The sequence below is a fragment of the Candidatus Bathyarchaeia archaeon genome (assembly GCA_035283685.1).
Lineage (GTDB): Archaea > Thermoproteota > Bathyarchaeia > Bathyarchaeales > Bathyarchaeaceae > DATETJ01.
This window is the reverse complement of record DATETJ010000012.1, coordinates 1-18,115: the sequence shown is the minus strand read 5'-3', so window position 1 is coordinate 18,115 and position 18,115 is coordinate 1. Positions and strand designations below refer to the sequence as shown.

General features: G+C 47.2%; 23 protein-coding genes and 1 tRNA gene. 8 read left to right on the top strand and 16 right to left on the bottom strand.

Annotation, left to right across the window (positions count from 1 at the left end):
• Window positions 1–100 precede the first annotated feature (100 nt).
• The 10 genes from VJ249_11920 to VJ249_11875 all read right to left on the bottom strand — a co-directional run bounded on the left by VJ249_11920 (window position 101) and on the right by VJ249_11875 (window position 8,336).
• On the bottom strand, window positions 101–661 hold the full coding sequence (locus VJ249_11920; GenBank protein HKZ95265.1) for a GNAT family N-acetyltransferase: 561 nt from the start codon (window positions 659–661) through the stop codon (window positions 101–103).
• 43 nt (window positions 662–704) lie between these two features.
• Window positions 705–1,118 carry a M67 family metallopeptidase gene (locus VJ249_11915; GenBank protein HKZ95264.1) on the bottom strand — a complete coding sequence of 138 codons (414 nt, stop codon included), beginning with the start codon at window positions 1,116–1,118 and terminating at the stop codon, window positions 705–707.
• 6 nt (window positions 1,119–1,124) lie between these two features.
• On the bottom strand, window positions 1,125–2,429 hold the full coding sequence (locus VJ249_11910; protein ID HKZ95263.1) for an MFS transporter: 1,305 nt from the start codon (window positions 2,427–2,429) through the stop codon (window positions 1,125–1,127).
• Window positions 2,430–2,502: 73 nt separating this feature from the next.
• The gene (locus tag VJ249_11905; protein ID HKZ95262.1) at window positions 2,503–3,057 is read right to left on the bottom strand and encodes a YkgJ family cysteine cluster protein; all 555 of its coding nucleotides are present in this window, start codon (window positions 3,055–3,057) and stop codon (window positions 2,503–2,505) included.
• Window position 3,058: 1 nt separating this feature from the next.
• A complete protein-coding gene (locus VJ249_11900; GenBank protein ID HKZ95261.1) occupies window positions 3,059–4,255 on the bottom strand; it encodes a glutamate-cysteine ligase family protein in 1,197 nt (398 codons plus the stop codon).
• A gap of 113 nt (window positions 4,256–4,368) precedes the next feature.
• On the bottom strand, window positions 4,369–4,704 hold the full coding sequence (locus tag VJ249_11895) for a hypothetical protein (protein HKZ95260.1): 336 nt from the start codon (window positions 4,702–4,704) through the stop codon (window positions 4,369–4,371).
• Window positions 4,705–4,764: 60 nt separating this feature from the next.
• Window positions 4,765–5,238, bottom strand: a complete 474-nt coding sequence (locus VJ249_11890) for an RDD family protein (protein ID HKZ95259.1) — start codon at window positions 5,236–5,238, stop codon at window positions 4,765–4,767.
• A 93-nt stretch (window positions 5,239–5,331) separates the two neighbouring features.
• Window positions 5,332–5,781: an OsmC family protein gene (locus VJ249_11885; protein HKZ95258.1), complete on the bottom strand. Its 450-nt coding sequence runs from the start codon at window positions 5,779–5,781 to the stop codon at window positions 5,332–5,334.
• 88 nt (window positions 5,782–5,869) lie between these two features.
• Complete coding sequence (locus tag VJ249_11880; GenBank protein HKZ95257.1) at window positions 5,870–7,357, bottom strand: RtcB family protein; 1,488 nt, start codon at window positions 7,355–7,357, stop codon at window positions 5,870–5,872.
• 61 nt (window positions 7,358–7,418) lie between these two features.
• A complete protein-coding gene (locus tag VJ249_11875; protein ID HKZ95256.1) occupies window positions 7,419–8,336 on the bottom strand; it encodes an MBL fold metallo-hydrolase in 918 nt (305 codons plus the stop codon).
• 149 nt (window positions 8,337–8,485) lie between these two features.
• On the opposite strand from VJ249_11875, the gene VJ249_11870 reads away from it, so the two are divergent.
• Complete coding sequence (locus VJ249_11870) at window positions 8,486–8,956, top strand: ArsR family transcriptional regulator (GenBank protein HKZ95255.1); 471 nt, start codon at window positions 8,486–8,488, stop codon at window positions 8,954–8,956.
• Between the two features lie 76 nt (window positions 8,957–9,032).
• On the opposite strand, the gene VJ249_11865 is transcribed toward VJ249_11870, so the two are convergent.
• From VJ249_11865 to VJ249_11850, 4 genes are all read right to left on the bottom strand, one after another.
• Entirely contained in the window at window positions 9,033–9,467 is a 435-nt protein-coding gene (locus tag VJ249_11865; GenBank protein ID HKZ95254.1) for an archease, read from the bottom strand.
• Window positions 9,468–9,571: 104 nt separating this feature from the next.
• Window positions 9,572–10,939 carry an NADPH-dependent glutamate synthase gene (gene gltA, locus VJ249_11860; GenBank protein ID HKZ95253.1) on the bottom strand — a complete coding sequence of 456 codons (1,368 nt, stop codon included), beginning with the start codon at window positions 10,937–10,939 and terminating at the stop codon, window positions 9,572–9,574.
• 80 nt (window positions 10,940–11,019) lie between these two features.
• Window positions 11,020–11,886 carry a sulfide/dihydroorotate dehydrogenase-like FAD/NAD-binding protein gene (locus VJ249_11855; GenBank protein ID HKZ95252.1) on the bottom strand — a complete coding sequence of 289 codons (867 nt, stop codon included), beginning with the start codon at window positions 11,884–11,886 and terminating at the stop codon, window positions 11,020–11,022.
• A gap of 120 nt (window positions 11,887–12,006) precedes the next feature.
• The gene (locus tag VJ249_11850) at window positions 12,007–12,216 is read right to left on the bottom strand and encodes a DUF3096 domain-containing protein (protein HKZ95251.1); all 210 of its coding nucleotides are present in this window, start codon (window positions 12,214–12,216) and stop codon (window positions 12,007–12,009) included.
• Between the two features lie 442 nt (window positions 12,217–12,658).
• Between VJ249_11850 and VJ249_11845 the strand changes: the two genes are divergently transcribed.
• Window positions 12,659–12,877, top strand: coding sequence for a DUF2283 domain-containing protein (locus tag VJ249_11845; protein ID HKZ95250.1), 219 nt, complete (start codon window positions 12,659–12,661; stop codon window positions 12,875–12,877).
• A gap of 17 nt (window positions 12,878–12,894) precedes the next feature.
• Here the strand turns inward: VJ249_11845 and VJ249_11840 are convergent.
• Window positions 12,895–12,982: transfer RNA gene (locus VJ249_11840), tRNA-Ser, on the bottom strand.
• A gap of 128 nt (window positions 12,983–13,110) precedes the next feature.
• Here VJ249_11840 and VJ249_11835 point away from each other — a divergent pair.
• The 4 genes from VJ249_11835 (at window position 13,111) to VJ249_11820 (ending at window position 15,950) form a co-directional block, all read left to right on the top strand.
• The gene (locus VJ249_11835; GenBank protein ID HKZ95249.1) at window positions 13,111–13,551 is read left to right on the top strand and encodes a hypothetical protein; all 441 of its coding nucleotides are present in this window, start codon (window positions 13,111–13,113) and stop codon (window positions 13,549–13,551) included.
• A 107-nt stretch (window positions 13,552–13,658) separates the two neighbouring features.
• Window positions 13,659–15,131: a thiolase domain-containing protein gene (locus VJ249_11830; GenBank protein HKZ95248.1), complete on the top strand. Its 1,473-nt coding sequence runs from the start codon at window positions 13,659–13,661 to the stop codon at window positions 15,129–15,131.
• A 1-nt stretch (window position 15,132) separates the two neighbouring features.
• Entirely contained in the window at window positions 15,133–15,723 is a 591-nt protein-coding gene (locus tag VJ249_11825; GenBank protein HKZ95247.1) for a hypothetical protein, read from the top strand.
• Window positions 15,720–15,950: a hypothetical protein gene (locus VJ249_11820; protein ID HKZ95246.1), complete on the top strand. Its 231-nt coding sequence runs from the start codon at window positions 15,720–15,722 to the stop codon at window positions 15,948–15,950. The genes VJ249_11825 and VJ249_11820 overlap by 4 nt, the downstream gene beginning before the upstream one ends.
• Before the next feature lie 68 nt (window positions 15,951–16,018).
• Here the strand turns inward: VJ249_11820 and VJ249_11815 are convergent, their stop codons facing one another.
• On the bottom strand, window positions 16,019–16,606 hold the full coding sequence (locus tag VJ249_11815; protein ID HKZ95245.1) for a flavodoxin family protein: 588 nt from the start codon (window positions 16,604–16,606) through the stop codon (window positions 16,019–16,021).
• Window positions 16,607–16,925: 319 nt separating this feature from the next.
• Between VJ249_11815 and VJ249_11810 the strand changes: the two genes are divergently transcribed.
• Together VJ249_11810 and VJ249_11805 are read left to right on the top strand one after the other, a co-directional pair.
• On the top strand, window positions 16,926–17,456 hold the full coding sequence (locus VJ249_11810; GenBank protein ID HKZ95244.1) for a hypothetical protein: 531 nt from the start codon (window positions 16,926–16,928) through the stop codon (window positions 17,454–17,456).
• Between the two features lie 381 nt (window positions 17,457–17,837).
• On the top strand, window positions 17,838–18,115 hold a 278-nt coding region (locus VJ249_11805; GenBank protein ID HKZ95243.1), incomplete at its 3' end, for a hypothetical protein.

Sequence of the window (18,115 nt, the reverse complement as noted above, 5' to 3'; positions counted from 1 at the left end):
CATGGCAACCAAGACAAATGACTGATCGCGATGGTTTTAATCTCCTCTCTCCTCTCGAGGTGAGGGATGTCCGCCCTGACATACGCCTAACTTAATCCTGTCAAAGGAAAAGCCGCATCAAAGGAAACTCTGGATTTGTTTTGTCTTTGATGTGAAACCCGTTTTTCACGTAGAACGCCATAGGCCCAGAAGGATTTTGCGCCTGATTTCTTCGAGCAAAGGTCTCGATGGCTTTGAATCCCCTCCTCCGCAAGTCTTCGACGATGTTCTGAAGCAATAATTTGCCTATTCCTTTGTCACGCATCGTTTCATCAGTCACATACAAGCATGATAGGAAGACTACACCTTCCTCTGGTTTGCCAACAGGTTTCGACTCGTATGCATTAGTGTTAGGCAGTCGGGTTGAAGGAGCATACTGGGCATAAGCTATAGGTTCGCCGTTGTAATACACTATTTTGCCGGAGGTGCCAAATTCCTCCAAGCTCTTCTCGAACCACTCGCGCTTCTTGGTCTCCAGACCGCCTTTTTTCTGCGGAGCGCTTTTGTTCTTTTCAAAATCATCTGGAAATTCCCAGTACACGCAGCCTCTGCAGCTGTTAGGGATGTTTTTCAAGTTGGATTTCCTGATGTCTTCTATGTCGACTTCGATTTTCTCAGGCATGTGTGAAACACCTTAGAGATATCAATTACCGAATAGTTGTTCCTTAATTTTTCCCTTCAACTCTCAATCTCAAAGTGTGAACCTTGTTATTCCTCATATGAAAAGCTGCAAACCTGTTCTCAGTTGTAGAGAAGATAAGCCAGATTGCATCGCCCCACAGTCGCATGAAATGCAAGTCGACCCTTGATGGAACAGCGCTCGCTGGGTGAGAATGAAAGAAACCAAGAAAGACTAAGCCGTCTTTATCAGCTTTTGTGAACGCTTCATAGAAATCCTTGGTGTCGATTTCGAAACGCGTGGTCGATTGAAGAACGTTATTGGTGGCAATGACCCTTTTGACTGTAGCTTCTTCCTGCACGAGCATTCCAAATAGGAGGGCACACGCTTCGACAGGATAGGCTTTGTTAACCTCACTTTCAAGACAGTTCAGCTGTTGCTTAGTTAGCCTAAGAGTCAAGCTGATTCAGTCTCTCTCCCAAACTGAAGGAATTTTCATCATGACTTGCCACAGCTCTTTTTTCAAAGTGGTCGGATATCGGAACGGCTCTTTAAGAGTCGTGAAGGCAAGCGCGCCTGCAATTCGACCGATCGCTGACATGGAATAGACAATTTGAAGTCCCAGCGCTAACCCGAAGATGCCTATGAAATAACTGCCCAAGTATCCGCCAATCAAAGAGCCTGAGAAGAAGACGATTCCTGTAACCAAATTGTAGAAAGCGCTAAGGGTTCCTCTCAACTCTTCAGGCATGACGTCTAAGAGATAGGCGAACATGGCTACATCTCCAAATGCAACCAGAACACCGAAAATCACGTTGGCCATGTAGAGATGATGAACGCTTGTAGACAACGCGTAGAAAACCGGAACAAGTACTAGTCCAAGTCTGTAGATGACCATTAACTCCCTCCTCCCAACTCGGTCCACTAGTCTTCCGCCATAGGGTCGTAGCGCAATTGTAACGGCGCCCTCAATGACGCCTAATAATGCGATTTCAAACATCGAAGCATTCAGGACTTGCACTGTGGTTATTGTGAACAGCGGCCAGCCGAAAGACATGAAGAACCCAAAGATGCAGCTTACGATGCAGAATCGCAGGAAGTTTGGGTTACTCTTTACGTTCTTTGTTACGTCCCTGAGGCTGAAAATGGACTTCGCTGATGAATTGTCTGGATGAGGTTTTTCTTTGACCAGAAGAATCACCAGAGATGACACAGCGCCTAGTAAAGCGGCAACTAACAGTGGGATGAAGAACATCGCTTGCACAGTTCCCACTACAAGAATCATGAAGTAGCCTGCGACAAGCGTTGCAAGTAGACTTCCAATTCCAGCTAAACGGTTTATTGAAGCTGCGATTTTGCCTCTCTTAGACGGATGAACAAGATCTCCGATCAACGCTGTCCACGCAGGTGTAGCCATTGAACCGTATACAGCTTGAACTCCAATGACAACAATCAACTGATTGGCAGAGGTCACAAACATCATTGGAATCCAAAGAACCGAAGCGATGATGCTCCCCAAGACTATCAGCGGAACCCTCCTACCCATCCTATCGCTTAGCTTACCCCAAGGAACCTGCATCAAACTCGGCGCCAAGCTTGATATGGACTGATAGACACCCATCTCAGAAGCAGATGCGCCCAATTTCACAGAATAAGCACTTAGAAAGGGGCTGACTGTGCCCGAACCAAAAGAACTCACAATAGATCTAACGTAAAGCGGCTTCAAGTCTGCGGAGTTTGAAGACTCATCCTCAGATTGACTCTGTTTCATTCAGCCAAGCAGCCCCGCTGTGAGAATTCGAAAAGAAACACAAAGTCGACTTAAAAGCAAATCGATTTTCGATTCACTTTTTCAATTTGGCTAACACGCTTGGGGCGACGTTCTCTTCGCCTACTTTGGACGTCTCAGGTTCATCCACCGTCAGAACTGCGCGGAGCTCCTCAGCTTCTAGGTCCCGCACAAGTCGACGAAGCTCACGTTTAGCAGACTTCACATGTTTTTTGTGAGCTTCCAGATCCTTGTACAGCAGTTCGGCTAAGGGGCAAATTGAATCCTTTTTCAGGAACCATTCAATCTTTCGAGTCTCTCTGTTGATGTCAAATGTGAACGGTCCTGCCACGCACGTTTCTGGCTTCACAAGATGTATTCGACATTTCCTTGTAAAGGGGTCGAAGAATATGCATCGGCCTTCAGATGTTTCATCAGGAAATGCATATTGTTTCTTCTGAAAAGGGTTATCAATGTAGACGCGATTCTCCTTCAAAAAGTTCTCAATTATTTGCATACGCTTCTTCGTGAGCGGGGGTCTGGTCCCGGTGCAACATCCCGAGTGTTGGCATGCGTTGCAGACACTGAAGAAATCGGCTTCTCGAGGTTTGTTATGGGTCCTGACCGACACATCAGTTCACATACGCTTGGTTCTTTTCAAGGCAATCGGCTAACTCCGAGTAGACGGCGAAGATTGCCTGCTGCAAATCTGTTCTCTGGTACTTGGCAGCAATTCTTTTCAAGATTAGGTTGGAAAGGCTTCCATGTTCTACTCGGTTACTAACTAGAGGCAAGTATTCTTTCTCTTCACGTGTTGCATTTTTTGACGCTATCTTAAGCAGGTAGTGGCAAACCTGCTTGGCTGTTCGGCCTTTAGGGTGCTGAACGTGAGCGTTTAAGCCGTCTCTCATTACCTGATGAAAATCCGACACTAGAACATCATGATTGACATGCGGATGCTCTAAATCGTCTAGAATTCCACGCAGGGTAGCGCGGATAAAGCAGCTCAAGGCAACGTCAGACTTGACACTCTCCTGCTCATCTAAGATCCGTATTTCGATAGCTTTTCTGTCATGTCGTATCACGGCTCCTCTGGAGTTCAACCATTCTTTGTTGAGCAAGCAGCGTGGAGCGTTTAGTCTGTCCAAGTCCTTCGAGTACTGCTGCACAGTCGTCCTCTCGTATTCATTGAAGGAGTTCACATATTCTGGAATCAGGTTTCCAGTGATAGACGGCACTTCTAACTGATTCTGCATGTAGAAATGTAAGCGGTTGTCCAAGTAACTGCCTATGTTGGATTCAAAAACTGGAGACGATGCAGCCACCGCGGGCAGATAGGGCAGAATACCTGCTACCGCGTTGTAAAGCCGAACAGCTTCGCTCTTGTCGTTGTAGGGCAAGTTGAGTTGAAAACTCTGGATATTAAGCCATCCATGTTGGTTAAGGTTGAATATTCTACTTAGAGCTGCATAGATTCCCCGGTCTCTGTGAGACCACATTCTGGCATCGCTGAGCCTCAAGAAGGGGTGCATGCCCAAACCGAGCAAGCGCGCCTTGTACTTTTCTTCCAGAAGACTCAAAATAGTTTCTACCGTCGACTGCATGGTTTCCTCAAACACTTTCGGTGAGCCGAAAGGCTTGTTTGCCTTGAATTCAGCCACATGTGCTTGCAGCTCCTTTCCAAAGGAACAAGCGCCTAAAGAGGCACAATTGACGATGCGTCCGTGAACGTCATGGATAACCTTATCCACAATTGGGAGCGGCGTCAATTTTTCATCGATCACAGAGAATTCGTGCTCAGGTCCTAAGACTTCGAGCATCTCGTACATAATATGGCTCTGTACCTGCCAACTAAACCGCTAATTAACAAGCGGAAAAATAAGCCTTTTGGGCATTGCTGGCTCAGGACGGAAATGCCTTTTTTGTTCCAAAAAAATGGAGATCAGAGGAGATTTGTGTTCTTTAGTGTCTGCATCGCCCATTGACCGCTTGACGCTACTTGCGATATGGCTTCGGATAACAGCTTCATGGCTTCATCATACTGGCTGAGTTGTGCCTTGTCTGTGGCGTCTCTGACCTTTGCAGCAGCCGTTTCGAATTCTTTCCTGCCCACTACGTTATATGCGATGTTTATTTCGCCTTCCAATGCTGCAAGAAAGAAGACATAGAGTTTGAGGGCGCCCTTCAACTCATCGCCACCTAGCTCATTTAGCTGATCAAGCATTTTGGCGGCAATTATAAGTTCAGACTTGACTCGCTCTACGTATTGAAAACCCACGATTGCCTTGTCAACTTCGCCTCTGGGTTTTTCTGTGATGTGTCTTTCGCTCCTACAGGGCTAAGTTGCGGATGGAGTTGAAGGCGGTGTAGGTGGACTTGGCGGTCCGGGCAGAAGCATGTTTCGCTGGATCGTTGAGGTAATGGTTGTTCCTGCGAATCTGTCGCTGATTTTTTGATGTGGATCGCCGACTGTCGCCATACCTACTAGGGTGTCAATGAGCAACAATAGCCCGTTGATCTTACTTACGTTTCGAATCAAGGTTCTGTCAAGAGTTGGCAGTTTGCCATCAGTCGTTGTCACTCTTAAGTTCATGATTTGTTTTCCCAGAGTCGCTCCCCACATGGATTCAAGAAGCGCTGCATACAGGAAGAAGAGCAATCCTTGAAGGAAATCAAATGCAGTGAAGAAGAATGGAACGCCCTGAAGCAAGGCGGGCAGCACAATGAATAATGCGATTATCCTAGTCACTATCCACATTATGACACCGTCAATTATGACTGCTATCAGTCTTCGCAACCAATGGTCCTGCAAGGGTCGGTCGGTTCCAATTCTCGTAAAGGTTGTTGACGTTTTCGTTCACTCCCTGAAGTTACTTTGGATTTTCTGTCGCAAGAGGATTTATGTTTATTGTATGATGTAGTTGTGCGACAGCTTCGCGGTTTTCCTTATTGTTGCGCCCACAGAGCAGTATGTGTCTTCAGATAGTTGTATTGCACGTTGCACAGCTTTCTCTTTCAGATTCTGACCCTCTAGTCGATACTCTACGTGAACCTTTCCGTAGACTCTGGGGTGTTCACCGACGCGTTCTCCAGAAACTATGATCTCAAGTGAAGCCAGCTTCTGCCTCTGCTTTCGTAATATATTCACCACGTCGGTTCCTGTGCAGCCGCCTAGTGCAACCAACAATAATTGCATCGGACCGAACGCTGATCCTTCACCTCCATACTCCTTGGAGACATCCATGACCACTGAATGCCCCTTATCGTCGTTCGCCACAAAACGCATGCCGTCTATCCACTTCACCTTGACCACAGTTGGCAAAGACTTCGCTTTCTTATCAACTGCCGATTTCATTGACAAAACGCCCTAGGATAATGTTGTCAGATCTGTGAATATAAAACAGTTCCAATAAAGAAGAAAAAAGGAAATCGACGCTGTCAATTTAGCCTTTTGCCACTGCGATTGGCAGCAATCGGACAACGCGGGTTGCTATACCTACTTTGTCGCTGACTTCAGCAACTTTGTCAACGTTTTTGTATGCAGGATCAGCTTCTTCGGCTAGCACGAGAGCGCTTGCCGCTCGCACAACGATGCCTCTGCTCTCTAGTTCCTTCTTGATTTCTCCGCCCCAATACTTTCGTTTTGCTGCCGTTCGGCTCATCATGCGACCAGCGCCATGTGCCGTTGAGCCAAATGAAACGTCCATGCCCTTGTGTGTGCCTACTAGCACCCAGCTGCTTGTGCCCATGCTTCCCGGGATCAGCACAGGCTGCCCATAAGATCTGTAGTCTGCTGGAACCTCGGGACGATCAGGTCCGAATGCTCTGGTAGCGCCTTTTCGATGAATCCAGACTTTCTTGGTGCCACCGTTTATCTTGTGCTCTTCGATTTTGGCAATGTTATGAGCTACATCATAGACCAGTTTCAAGCCAAAGGTTTCGGCGGGCTGCTTGAACACTTGTTCAAAGCTTTGACGTACCCAGTGAGTTATGGCTTGGCGATTGGCAAAGGCATAGTTAACCGCGCATGACATGGCTTGATAATAGTCTTGAGCTTCTTGACTAGTCCCCGGAGCGCAGGCTAGTTCTCGGTCTGGTAAAGATATCTTGTATTTTTGGGTCGCCCTTTCCATGACGCGCAGATAATCGGAGCAGATTTGGTGTCCGAATCCTCGTGAGCCGCAATGAATCATAACCGTGACCTGGCCAACATCGTTTATGCCAAGGACTTTGGCAATCTTGGGGTCAACGATCTTGTCTACTTTTTGAATTTCGAGAAAGTGATTGCCTGAACCCAGTGTGCCAAGTTGCGGTAGCCCGCGGCTTTTGGCATTTGTGGACACTTTGTCTGGATTAGCGTTTTCCATGTGTCCGTTCTCTTCGCAATGTTCTACATCTTCAGGCCAGCCCAAGCCGCGTTCCACTATGTAGGGGACACCTTCGGCTGCTATGCGGTCCAGTTCGTTTAAGGTAATGTGGAAGTCCTTGCGCCGGCTCCCCAAACCACTGGGCACATTGTTGAAAATCGTGGTTGTCAAATCCACAAGTTTTGGGCGAATGTCTTTTTCTGTCAGGTTTGTGGTTAGTAGGCGTACGCCGCAGTTGATGTCGTAGCCTACGCCGCCTGGGCTTACTACTCCTTCAGTGTAGTCTGTGGCTGCCACTCCGCCGATTGGAAAGCCGTATCCTTCGTGTCCGTCTGGCAAGGTTATCGAATACTTGTAAATTCCTGGCAGGTGGGCGACGTTGGCGCATTGGTCTAGAGTGTGGTCAGTTCTCATTTTGTCCAACAGGTCGTCATCTGCGAAAACTAAGCCTGGAACTCTCATGCCTGACTTGTATTTCTGTGGAATGCGCCAAGTGTAGTTGTCGATTCTCTCTAGCGGAACCTTAGGAGGTGGTCCGCGGTGTTCGCCTGCTTGTTCTCCCATGGAAAATCACCATCAGGTATCTGAAAGGATGGGCGGGCGGGAATATAAGTGATTTTGGTGTTTAAACCAATAATTTTTTCTTGTAGTATTCCACGTAGCCGTGGATGTTTTGCATGACTACGCCTTTGCGTAGCACGAGATGCTTGTTGATGAAGTCGATTGCTGCTTTCATTTGTGGGTCTGTTTTCAGAATTTGTTCGTGAACGCTTTCTTTGGTGTCACCGCGTTTTACAGCTTCCGAAACTACGTTTGCCCAAAGATGCAATTGTGCCTCGTATCGTTTTATTCTTTCAACTGCGTTGTCGACTGGTCCGTAGTGTGTGTAGTAGAGTCGTTTGGGTTGTAGTTGAGTCAGTTTTTCGAGTGATGCTAATGTCATTTCGAACTGGAATGGTGCGGGTGCGGTGGGTATGGTGACGTCGAGGTGTGGGAAATAGATGCCAGCTGCGTCGCCTTGAAAGATGCCTTGGCTGTCTGGGTCATAATATCCTAGGTGGTGTGAAGCGTGGCCAAGTGTTTCTAAGACTTTTACCTGAACTGAGCCGCCTAGGTCGAAGAGTGTCCCGTCCGATGGTGTGATGACCCTGTTTTCTGGGGCTGGTTCGATTTTTCCGTAGGCTGTGGCTACTTCGCCTAATACAAGTTGGGATTGTTCCCAGAGTTTTTGTGGGTTGATTATGTGGGGTGCGCCTCTTGGGTGTACGATTAGTTTGGCGTTGGGCAGGTGCCGCATTAGTGTGCCTGCTCCGCCTGCGTGGTCGATGTGGATGTGGGAGACCATGATGTAGTCGATGTCGTCGTTTTTAACGCGGATTTCATTGAGTCCTGTGAGTAGGTTTGGGATGGAGCATGTTGGTCCTGTTTCGATTATTGCTGTGGCTTTTGGTCCTTTGAGGACGTAGGAGGCGATGAAGTTGTCTACGCCTGTGGGTTTCAGGTCTATGATGTGTAGGTGTTCATTGAGTTGCTTTGTGTGCATAGGCGTTCACGTTGGAGTATGCAATAGCCGTGAAGTGCTATTTATTCTGTAAACCTAACTGGTTGAGGTTGGCTGTGTGGATGTCTTTTATGGTGTTTGGACCAAAGAAGTTTTAATGCTGGCGGCACAGGTGACTTGTTGGATATGGCATGCTGGTCCGTGTGGTTCGAAGGTTAACGTTGGACGAGGTGCAAGTGCGCATTCGAGGTTTTGAGAAGGATCGCGGTGTGTCTTTTGACGAGTTTGAGGAGCTGTTTTGGAAGAAGCAGCTGGACAGGCGGTTCATGGATGAGTATTCTGAGTGGGCTGGTTTGGTTCACGCTTACAGGGCTTATGTGGAAGGTGGCGAGCTAGACTACGTTGTCGAAGAATTGCGCGAGCTCAAACCACGAGAGTCTGCGCTTTTATCGCCGAAACGTCTCGAGTTGCTTTACAGTTTGGCTAGCTTGAGACCTGAGTCGATAAATGATTTGGCGCGCAAGACTAGGCGAGATGTGAAGAACGTTTACCTAGATTTGAAGTTGCTGAAAGCATTGGGTTTTGTGTCGTTCAGGAAACGAGGCAGGAGAAACATTGTTCCCGAGACGTTAGTTGAGGAAATTACGCTGCTGATTCGCTAGTCTTTGACTTTTACTTGAGGTATTTCTTGCTTGACGTTCAGCTCAGCGGCTTTCTTGTTCATGGTCGGCAGCAATCCTAAATGTCTAGAATAAACCTGATTGTTACGCCGCGTTTTTTGTCTTTTGGGATTTCCATGCGATGGTACGTGACCGCTTTTACTCCAACTTTGGACAAATGTCGTTTTGGATCAAAGGTTTCACCCCAGATATGAGCTCTCAACCTTAGCCCAGTGGGCGTCCTTTCGATGTGGGTGATTTTGAACTTGGAGTAAAGGTTGTTCGTGGTTTCGAATTTCACCAATAGCGCCTCTAACCAGTTGTAAAGCAAGGCTTCTTCGTCATGCCCTTCAACCTCAACATTGTCTTCAGTTTGAGCCTTTATCGAATCTAAATCAGTCATGCCTTCAAACATGGCTGCTGCAGCGTTTTCAAATGCCTCTTCTAGGCTGTTGCCGAACGCAGCTATGTAGAGGTCAGCTGTGTGTTCGAGAAACTCAAACCGTTTCTGCAAAGTTCGCCACTATTAGCATTGATGGATGGAGCTGAAAATATAAGGCATTTTGGTGCTAAGACCATTGTCGCTGGCTACGGCTTCTAGAACAGAAAGCAATGCAGTTAGTTGCCTTTTTTCACCAAGTGTTCGTGTATTGCTTTTGCTGCTTTCTTGCCCGCGCCCATAGCGCTGATGACTGTTGCCTCACCGGTCACTATGTCGCCGCCCGCGTAGACGCCTTCCAAGCTTGTTTTGCCCGATTCATCTTTAACAACGATGGTGCCCCACTTGGTTGTCGCCAAACCTTCGGTTGTGCGCTGGATGATCGGGTTCGGCGTGCGTCCTATAGCCACGATTACGCAGTCAACGTCCATAACGAATTCAGAGCCTTTTACGGCGCAGGGTCTACGCCTTCCCGATTCGTCTGGTTGACCGAGTTCCATGCAGATGCATTCCATGGCTTTGACCCAGCCTTTCTCATCGCCGATGAACCGAATTGGCGCTGCTAGGAACTTGCACACCATGCCTTCTTCTTCAGCGTTGGCGATTTCCTCGGCTCTAGCTGGCAATTCTTCTCGACTTCGACGGTAAACTATGCAAACTTCTTCAGCGCCCAAGCGCAGAGCTGAACGAGCCGAATCCATGGCTACGTTGCCGCCACCGATAACTACTACGTGCTTCCCAATGCGAATTGGTGTGTCGTACTCAGGAAAGACGTAGGATTTCATCAAGTTAACCCGTATTAGAAATTCGTTCGCCGAGTAGATTCCGCCCAGGTTTTCGCCGGGCACGCCCATGAATTGAGGCAAGCCAGCGCCTGTTCCAATAAAAGCGGCGTCAAATCCACTCTTCAGAAGCTCAGGAATTGTATATGTTCGTCCGACTAGGCAGTTTGGACGGATTTCAACCCCGATCTTTTTCACGTATTCAGCTTCGGCTTGAACAATGCTTTTGGGCAAGCGAAACTCAGGAATTCCGTACACAAGCACGCCGCCGGGCAGATGAAGCGCCTCAAAGACTACAACTTGGTGCCCTAATCTCGCCAGATCAGCTGCGGCTGACAGTCCGGCTGGACCGGCACCAATGATTGCGACTTTCTTGCCGGTTGGCGACGCTTTCTCGGGAGCTTGAAAACCGTTTTTTCTCTCCCAGTCAGCTAGAAACCTTTCCAGTCTGCCAATGCTGACGGGTTCGCCTATTCTTCCAATCACACAGTTTTTTTGACACTGGTCCTCTTGGGGACATACGCGTCCGCATATGGCGGGCAAGCTGTTCTTCTCTTTGATTTTCTTTATGCCCTCATCAAACCTCTTCTCTTTGAGCAGCTTGATGAACGCTGGAATCTCAATCTCCACGGGGCAGCCTTGCACGCATTTGGGCTGGGGACACTGTACACAACGGTTGGCTTCCGCAATCGCCTGTTCCTCATTGTAACCCAAAGCGACCTCGCCAAAATTATGCCTGCGAACCTCTGGCTTCTGCTTCGGCATTGGCACTGATTCTTTTGGAATTTTTACTTTGGGTTTGGCTTCAGTCAAGGCGTGGTCACCGATATCTCCAAAAGGGACAATTAGGGGACGCTTTTTCTCTTAGTTTTTGACGCGACAAGTCCATCATGACTCTCATGGAACTGGTTGGCTAACTTTTCTTCAGCCTGATACATCCGAAGACGGTTAATCAATTCGTTGAAGTCAACATTATGTCCGTCAAATTCTGGACCATCAACACACGCGAACTTAGTCTGTCCGCCCACGCCTACTCGGCACGCGCCGCACATTCCCATGCCATCCACCATAATGGGGTTAAGGCTTACAATTGTCTTGATGCCGTACGGTCGTGTAACCTCAGTCACAGCCCTCATCATGAGTGGTGGTCCGACAGCGTAGACAGAGTTCAGTTTGGTTCCTTGCGTTATCAGCGACTTCAGCACTTCGCTGACGAAGCCTTTGTGTCCTTTCGAGCCGTCGTCGGTTGAAATATGGAGCTGGTCGGAAACGTTTTTCATTTCACTCTCTAGAATCAGTAAATCCTTATTCCTAGCGCCCATTATTGAGATCACTTCATTGCCTTGGGCTTTGAGCGCTTTTGCTACGGGATAAGCAGCCGCAGTGCCCACGCCTCCGCAGACAACAGCTACAGTGCCTTGGTAATTTGTGTCGCTGGGATTTCCCAACGGACCAAGAACGTGCAGTATTTCATCGCCGACATCAAGTGAGCCCAATTTTCGAGTTGACATGCCCACCTCTTGGAAAACAAGTGTTACGTCACCGTTCTCCTTATTCCAATCCACCAGCGTCAACGGAACTCTCTCGCCGCGCTCGTCCACGATTACTATAACAAACTGCCCCGGTTTGGCCTTTTGGGCGATTGCTGGCGCGCGTACCTTCAAAAGCTTGACTTGAGGAGCAAGGTCCTGCTTAACAAGCACTCTGTACAACATGAGGCGCCTTTGGAATGTTGAAGTCTATAAAAAACAACATTAAGCCTATAAGGCTTTAGGCGCACGGCTAAGGGTCAAGAATGTCGAGTTTCTGATTCTAGGTATTCTAGCTCGCAGCTAGGTGCTTGTTGCTGGGCGACTCTGAAGCTCGTAATACTCAGTCAACAGCAGAACACCTTGGATTATCAAGTAGATGCCCACAACGAAATTCAGCGACCACGGCACGAAAATCACCAAGAGTCCAAAGATCAATGTTATGGCAGCAAGAATAGGCTTGGACACGGTCACACCCATTTTCCTAAGGCCTTTCTCAACAACCTGCGTCATTCTCTGCTTTCACCTCCCAAACCATAAATCGTTCAAAGATGCTTTCAAACCGAATTTAAAACCTTCTAAGGCTCTATGAGATTAACCGTGTGGTTGGCGCCGGGGAATAGGTTTACATCTCGGTTTAAATTCTCGGCGAATTCAAAATCTTAGAACGCAAGCATTCAGTAAGTATTTTATGTTCAGCGCTGAAGAACACGTATCGAATAGAAATGGCAATTGACTACACGGAACACGCGATATTTCGGATGAGGCATAGAATGATATCAGAAGCCAATGTAGAAGGCACCATTCAAAACCCGGATTTCAGTTTTATTGCGCGTCTTGGCAGGTCGGTTGCATTGAAGAAGTATGGCGATAAGTTTCTCAAGGTAATTTATGAAAAGAGTAATGATAAAATAACAGTTGTTACAGTTTATTGGACGAGGAGACCTTTGCGAAGATGATAAGGGTTGAATACGACTCGAAAGCCGACGCGATGTATATCTGGCTTAGAAAAGCCAGATACGAAATTAGCGAAGAGCTTGCGGAAAACGTTATCATAGATCTTGATAAACGTGGGCGTATAATTGGAATAGAGATTCTTGACGCATCAAGAAATTTAGGGAAACAACTTGTGAACAAGATACTAAATACGGAAAAGTTGGCTGTGACAGCTTAATAAAATGAGATATATTTTGGCGCCGGGGATGGGATTCGAACCCATGCGGCCCCGAAAGGCCACAGGCTCTCAAGGCCTGCGCGTTATCCACTCCGCCACCCCGGCATTAAATCAGAGTTTCATTACAAGCTTATTCCCGTGTTTATTAAACTGCTTATCTTCACGCTGGTGAACATTAGGCATTAATACCTCTACATGCCCAACATAATGCTTCTGAGAGAGAAGGGAATTGCGTGGACAGGATCGACAAGGTTCTCTTAGTTTTGCCGCTTCTTCCAGCCGCCGACTTGTTGTCAACGCTTTTCTCGTTAGCGCGGGGTGGGCAGGAAGTAGGAATCTTGGCTCGACCGATGCTAGAGCAATATGGATCTTATGGGCTGTTTCCTCTCGCAGTCTCAGCCTCCGTTATATTCCTAGCTTTCATGTACACCGTGATCCGCATCAAAAAGCTCTTTGTTGAAAAGTGGAAGCTCAGGTGGACAAGACAGATCTTGATGATTCCAATCTACTGGTTTTTCATACTTCAGGGAGTATATGTTTCTACGGTGATCATGAATTTCTTGGTTCCGCTTTCTCCGGCTTTGGCGCAGATATTGTTGTTGAGGATAGCTTTGGGCTGCATGTATTTTGTGGTTGTCAGCATGCTCACCAGGCCTCAGATGAGCCGCCTTTAGGCTGGAAAAAACGAGTACTTGAAGCAGGATTAGAACCGAGTTATCTGCGAAAACATTTTAAAACGCTCCTAGGGTATATGCTAAATCTCTTCGGAGTATGATAACACATGAATTTCAAGCCAAGGGAAGTTGCGGTCATAGGTGGCGGAGTTATAGCGCATTCGAAAGCCAGACCGGATCTCAACATAACTGATCAATGTGTCGAAGCTTACAACATGGCGCGCGAAGACCTCAGCGAACAGATGGGAAAGCCTTTCTCCAACGCATACATCGACGCGCTGGTTGTCTCTTATTTCAGCGACCATTTTGCAGGGCAACTGCTGGGCGAAGCAATGATCGCTGATTCACTTGGACTCAACCCAAAAAGAAGCTACAGAGCCATAGGAGGAGGAGCAACAGGCGGCATCGGCGTTCAAAACGGCTACGCCCTAGTAGCCTCGGGTCTCGCTGACTTGGTTGCTGTTATGGGATTCGAGAAAATGTCGTTAGTCGACACTGCTGAAGGAAACGAGTACATCGCGTTAGCTTCTGACACAGATTGGGACTTTGCAAACGGCGGCTACTACACGGCTTACTATGCTGCGATGGCTGCGGAATACGCCAAAACATTCCAGATACCAGTCGACACCTTTGAGCGCCACATGGCAGAAGTCTCGGTTAAGAACCGAAAGAATGCTCAGTCAAATCCTTTTGCGCAGACAAGCTGGCTTAATCCGTGGTGTGTCAAAGATTCCAAAGAAAACGTCACTGGCGAAATAACAGTTAAACAAGTCCTTGAATCCGGCTATTGTGCTACGCCTTTACGGCTGAGAAACTGCTGCCTCATGTCCGATGGAGCCGCCGTCGTGTTCTTGGCTTCAAAGGAAACAGCTGAGAAACTTGTGGACAAGCCGATATGGATCACCGGAACAGGCATGGGCACAGACACCATGCGACCCGGCGACAGGTACGATACAGTCGGCGGCTTGCACAAATATGACCTGGTTCTGCGTCACGAGGATAAGGCAACGCAGGAACGCTACAAGAAGTTGAGATATCCTGGGCAAAACTCGTTCAGAGCAGGAAGAATGTCGGCGAAACAAGCCTACTACATGGCAGACATCAAGAATCCGCTCAAAGAACTGGACATCATCGAAATTCACGACGCCTTCAGCTCATCTGAGATACAAACCTACGAGGATTTAGGCTTGTGTCCATATGGAAAAGGCGGCGAATTCGTAATGAGCGGCGCAGCTGACCTTGACGGCGAAGTGCCCATAAACCCAAGCGGGGGCTTAATCGGCATGGGACACGGGGTTGGTTCATCAGGCGTGTGGCAAATCTACTTCACATACTTGCAACTGCGCGGCGACGTTGACAAGGTTTTCAAGAAGTGGAATGAAAAATTCAAACCATACAACGGTAACCGTAATGTTCCAAGACCTATTCAGATATCGAATGCTAAGAGAGGCGCAGGGCATTCTCACGCTGGCACGGGTTCTCACGTCACGTACACGATACTGAGCAATGTTGAGAGCGATTTGGAGCGCATGAAACCGCTTGCGGGTTGGGAGTCAGGTTTGATCAGGAGGCCAAACTAAGATGGACACGAAGAAACTCAATGTTAAAGGTATTGTGCAGCCTGGCAGTAAGCGCTTGATGGGACACGACGACTTAGTTGTTTCGATGCGGGATTACACGACTTACCAGTTTAAGGCGTATGGGAAGAATAGTCGATATTTCCGTGCTTTAGCTGAGAAAAAGAAGATTTACGCTACGCGCTGCAAGGAGCACGGAGTCTTTCTGCCACCGCGACCCTTCTGCCCCGACTGTCAGACAACGAATATGGAGTGGGTTGACTACACGAAGCAGCCAGCTCACATAAAGACGTCGTCGATCTGTGCGTTTGCTGGAAGAGCCTTCATAGATGAAGTACCGTTTATCTTGGGCTTTATTCAGATCGGGGAAGCCAAAACCGTCATGTCATCAGTTGTTAAACTGTCAGAAGACCCAGCTGAAAACGCACAGATGCTGGAGAAACTCATGAAGGAACGCAGATACTTTGAACTCAACGGTTTAAAGGTTGAACCCCGATTCGCAGAGAAACCGCTTTACACTGTGCGCGACCTGTGGTTCCAAGTATCAGACAAGAAATTCCTGGACTCACTGAAAGAGAGACACAGAATTAAATGAGTGAATCAAAAAAAGTTGGACCAGCGCTCATTGTGTCTATCCTAAGGGAAGCGAAAAAACCCTTGACCACGAAGGAACTGTCGCTGGAGGTTCATAAACGAGTTCCGCGTTGTATGTCTGACAATATAATTGTATTGAACCTGATGAGACTCCGCGGGACGATTAAAGGAAAGCGCTCCACGGATTCTTGGGTCTGGTGGGTAGAAGACAAGGAAGAAAGCAAATGAAGGCGATTGTTTAAGAAATACGCACTGTGGACAGAATTCTTATGTGCGCCTACAGTAGATTGCCTGCATCAATTTGACATGGACATTATCTTTCGTGCGAAATCTGAAGCCTTTTCAATATCCTCTTGATTAGGATGTTTTTGGGCTTCTCGCATGTACGGTTCCCATTCATCATCCGACTTGATTATTGTAGTGCGTATGAATGTTTGGATTGGGCGGCTGGGTGCACCTTGACAGTGGTAGTATCCTTTGAAAGCGATTTGCTTTTCTTTGCATATGCTCTCGAAGGAGTGTATGCATTTGGATGCCCACTTGTCGAAAAGAGCTTGAGCGCGCGTGCTATGTCCGTCTTGTTCAGGAGTCCATGTTGAGTGTGTGAAGAACCCTGCTAATTTGAACTTTGGCGATTCTGGAAGTGCCCTCAAGATTTTCTTGACTGGCGTTGCCAAATCTGAGGAGTGACAGGCGGAACCCAGAAAAACCAGATCATAATCATTCAACGTGTTTGCGTTGATGTCCTTTATTCTCTTCATGTGCGCGTCATGTTTTTTTGAAGCTTCTGCATATATCGCCTTTGCGATTTTCTCCGTGTTTCCAGTTTCACTGTAGTAGGCAACGAGCACCTTCAATGCGACGCCCTCTTCTGACGTTTCCAAGGCTGCCGCGCTTATTTGTTTTTGGTTGTATTGCATATCATGTGCATCGTGTGCTTGCACAGAAATTCTGTTCTCTTTTCTGCATTTCGTTGTAAAGGCATTCCCATGGAAAATCATTTGAGCGACTAGCTGGGATTTTAATATGGATGGCACGATTGAGGATTAGTGGAACATGTTCTTAGCAATGTTCTCTCTTGTCTACAAGCTGGTTCGCTGGATGAGAAAGCATGACGTTAGGGAGGATGTTTGATGAACATGAGAGTATTTTTTGCTGTTTTAGGAATTGTGTCATTTTCTGTGGGTTTGGGTTTCTATTATTTTGCTTTTTTTGGCTGGAGGAAGCAGAGGGGTGGGAGCTATTGGTCTTTTCATGTATGGTCTTTTTTTCACTATAGGCGGACTGATTTTTCTGTTTTTTGCATTTGTGAAAAGAATTTTGTTTCGGGCTGTTCTGATTGTTGTTATCTTGGTCCCGCATGTTTTGTGGATTGGTGGACCGGTGTATTCTGTTAGTATCAACAAAGAAGTCTATGGCATAGGGGAACCAGTGGAAATTGATTATTCAATATTCTACATGAATGTGATTCCTGTTTCTATACATGTTCCGAGGGGCTTCATGATATACTATGATACCAAACCCAATAGTACTGTAGAATTCAATAAGTATATGGCGGTGTGGTCTGAGAGAGGCGGCAGCGAATACTTAGGAATGTTATTTTACGCTAATACTCATGAAAGATTCGTTTGGAATCAAACTTGTGGGATTGGCTCGGAAGCGCGATATCAGGCTCCTCCTGGCCATTATTATGTTTGGGTTTTTGGGCGTGAGAGAAGTTTCATTATTCAATAATAGACGAGGCGCCGTTTGTCCATGGCTTTGTTCAGATAGGTGAGGCTAAGACCCGTGATGTAGTCAGTTGTGAAGCTTTCTGAAGACCCGGCTGAAAACGCAAGGATGCTGGAGAAGCTTATGAAGGAACGCAGATACTTTGAACTCAACGGATTATAAGGTTGAACCAAGATTCGCAGAGAAGCCACTATACACAGTACGAGACCTATGGTTCCAAGTAACAAACAAGAAATTCCTAGACTCACTCAAAGAGAAACAAGAACTACATTAACCATAAACCATGGTCTTTTCGGCTCGCTGATTTTGTTGGATAGAATTTCTATCCCCAACCCAAATTTTGCGATGCTGCAGAAAAGTTATAGCGGAACCAAAAGTAACCACGTGGATGAGTGGATCAAGTTGCTTGAAGGCAAGAATGTTAGCCTCAGAATAGTCGAGAAACAAGACTTGCCCATCCTCCTCGAATGGGACAACAACGTTGACTTCCGTGGTCAATTTGAGAATCTCAAACAAGAGACGATGGTGGACTTGGAAAGACTCTACGACAATATTAAAGATGCACAATGGTTTTTCATTGAGAAGAAGGATGGAACAAAAATCGGTTTTATTTCCCATTTTCTGTCAGCGGGCGAAACGGAGATAGGCTATAACATCGTGCC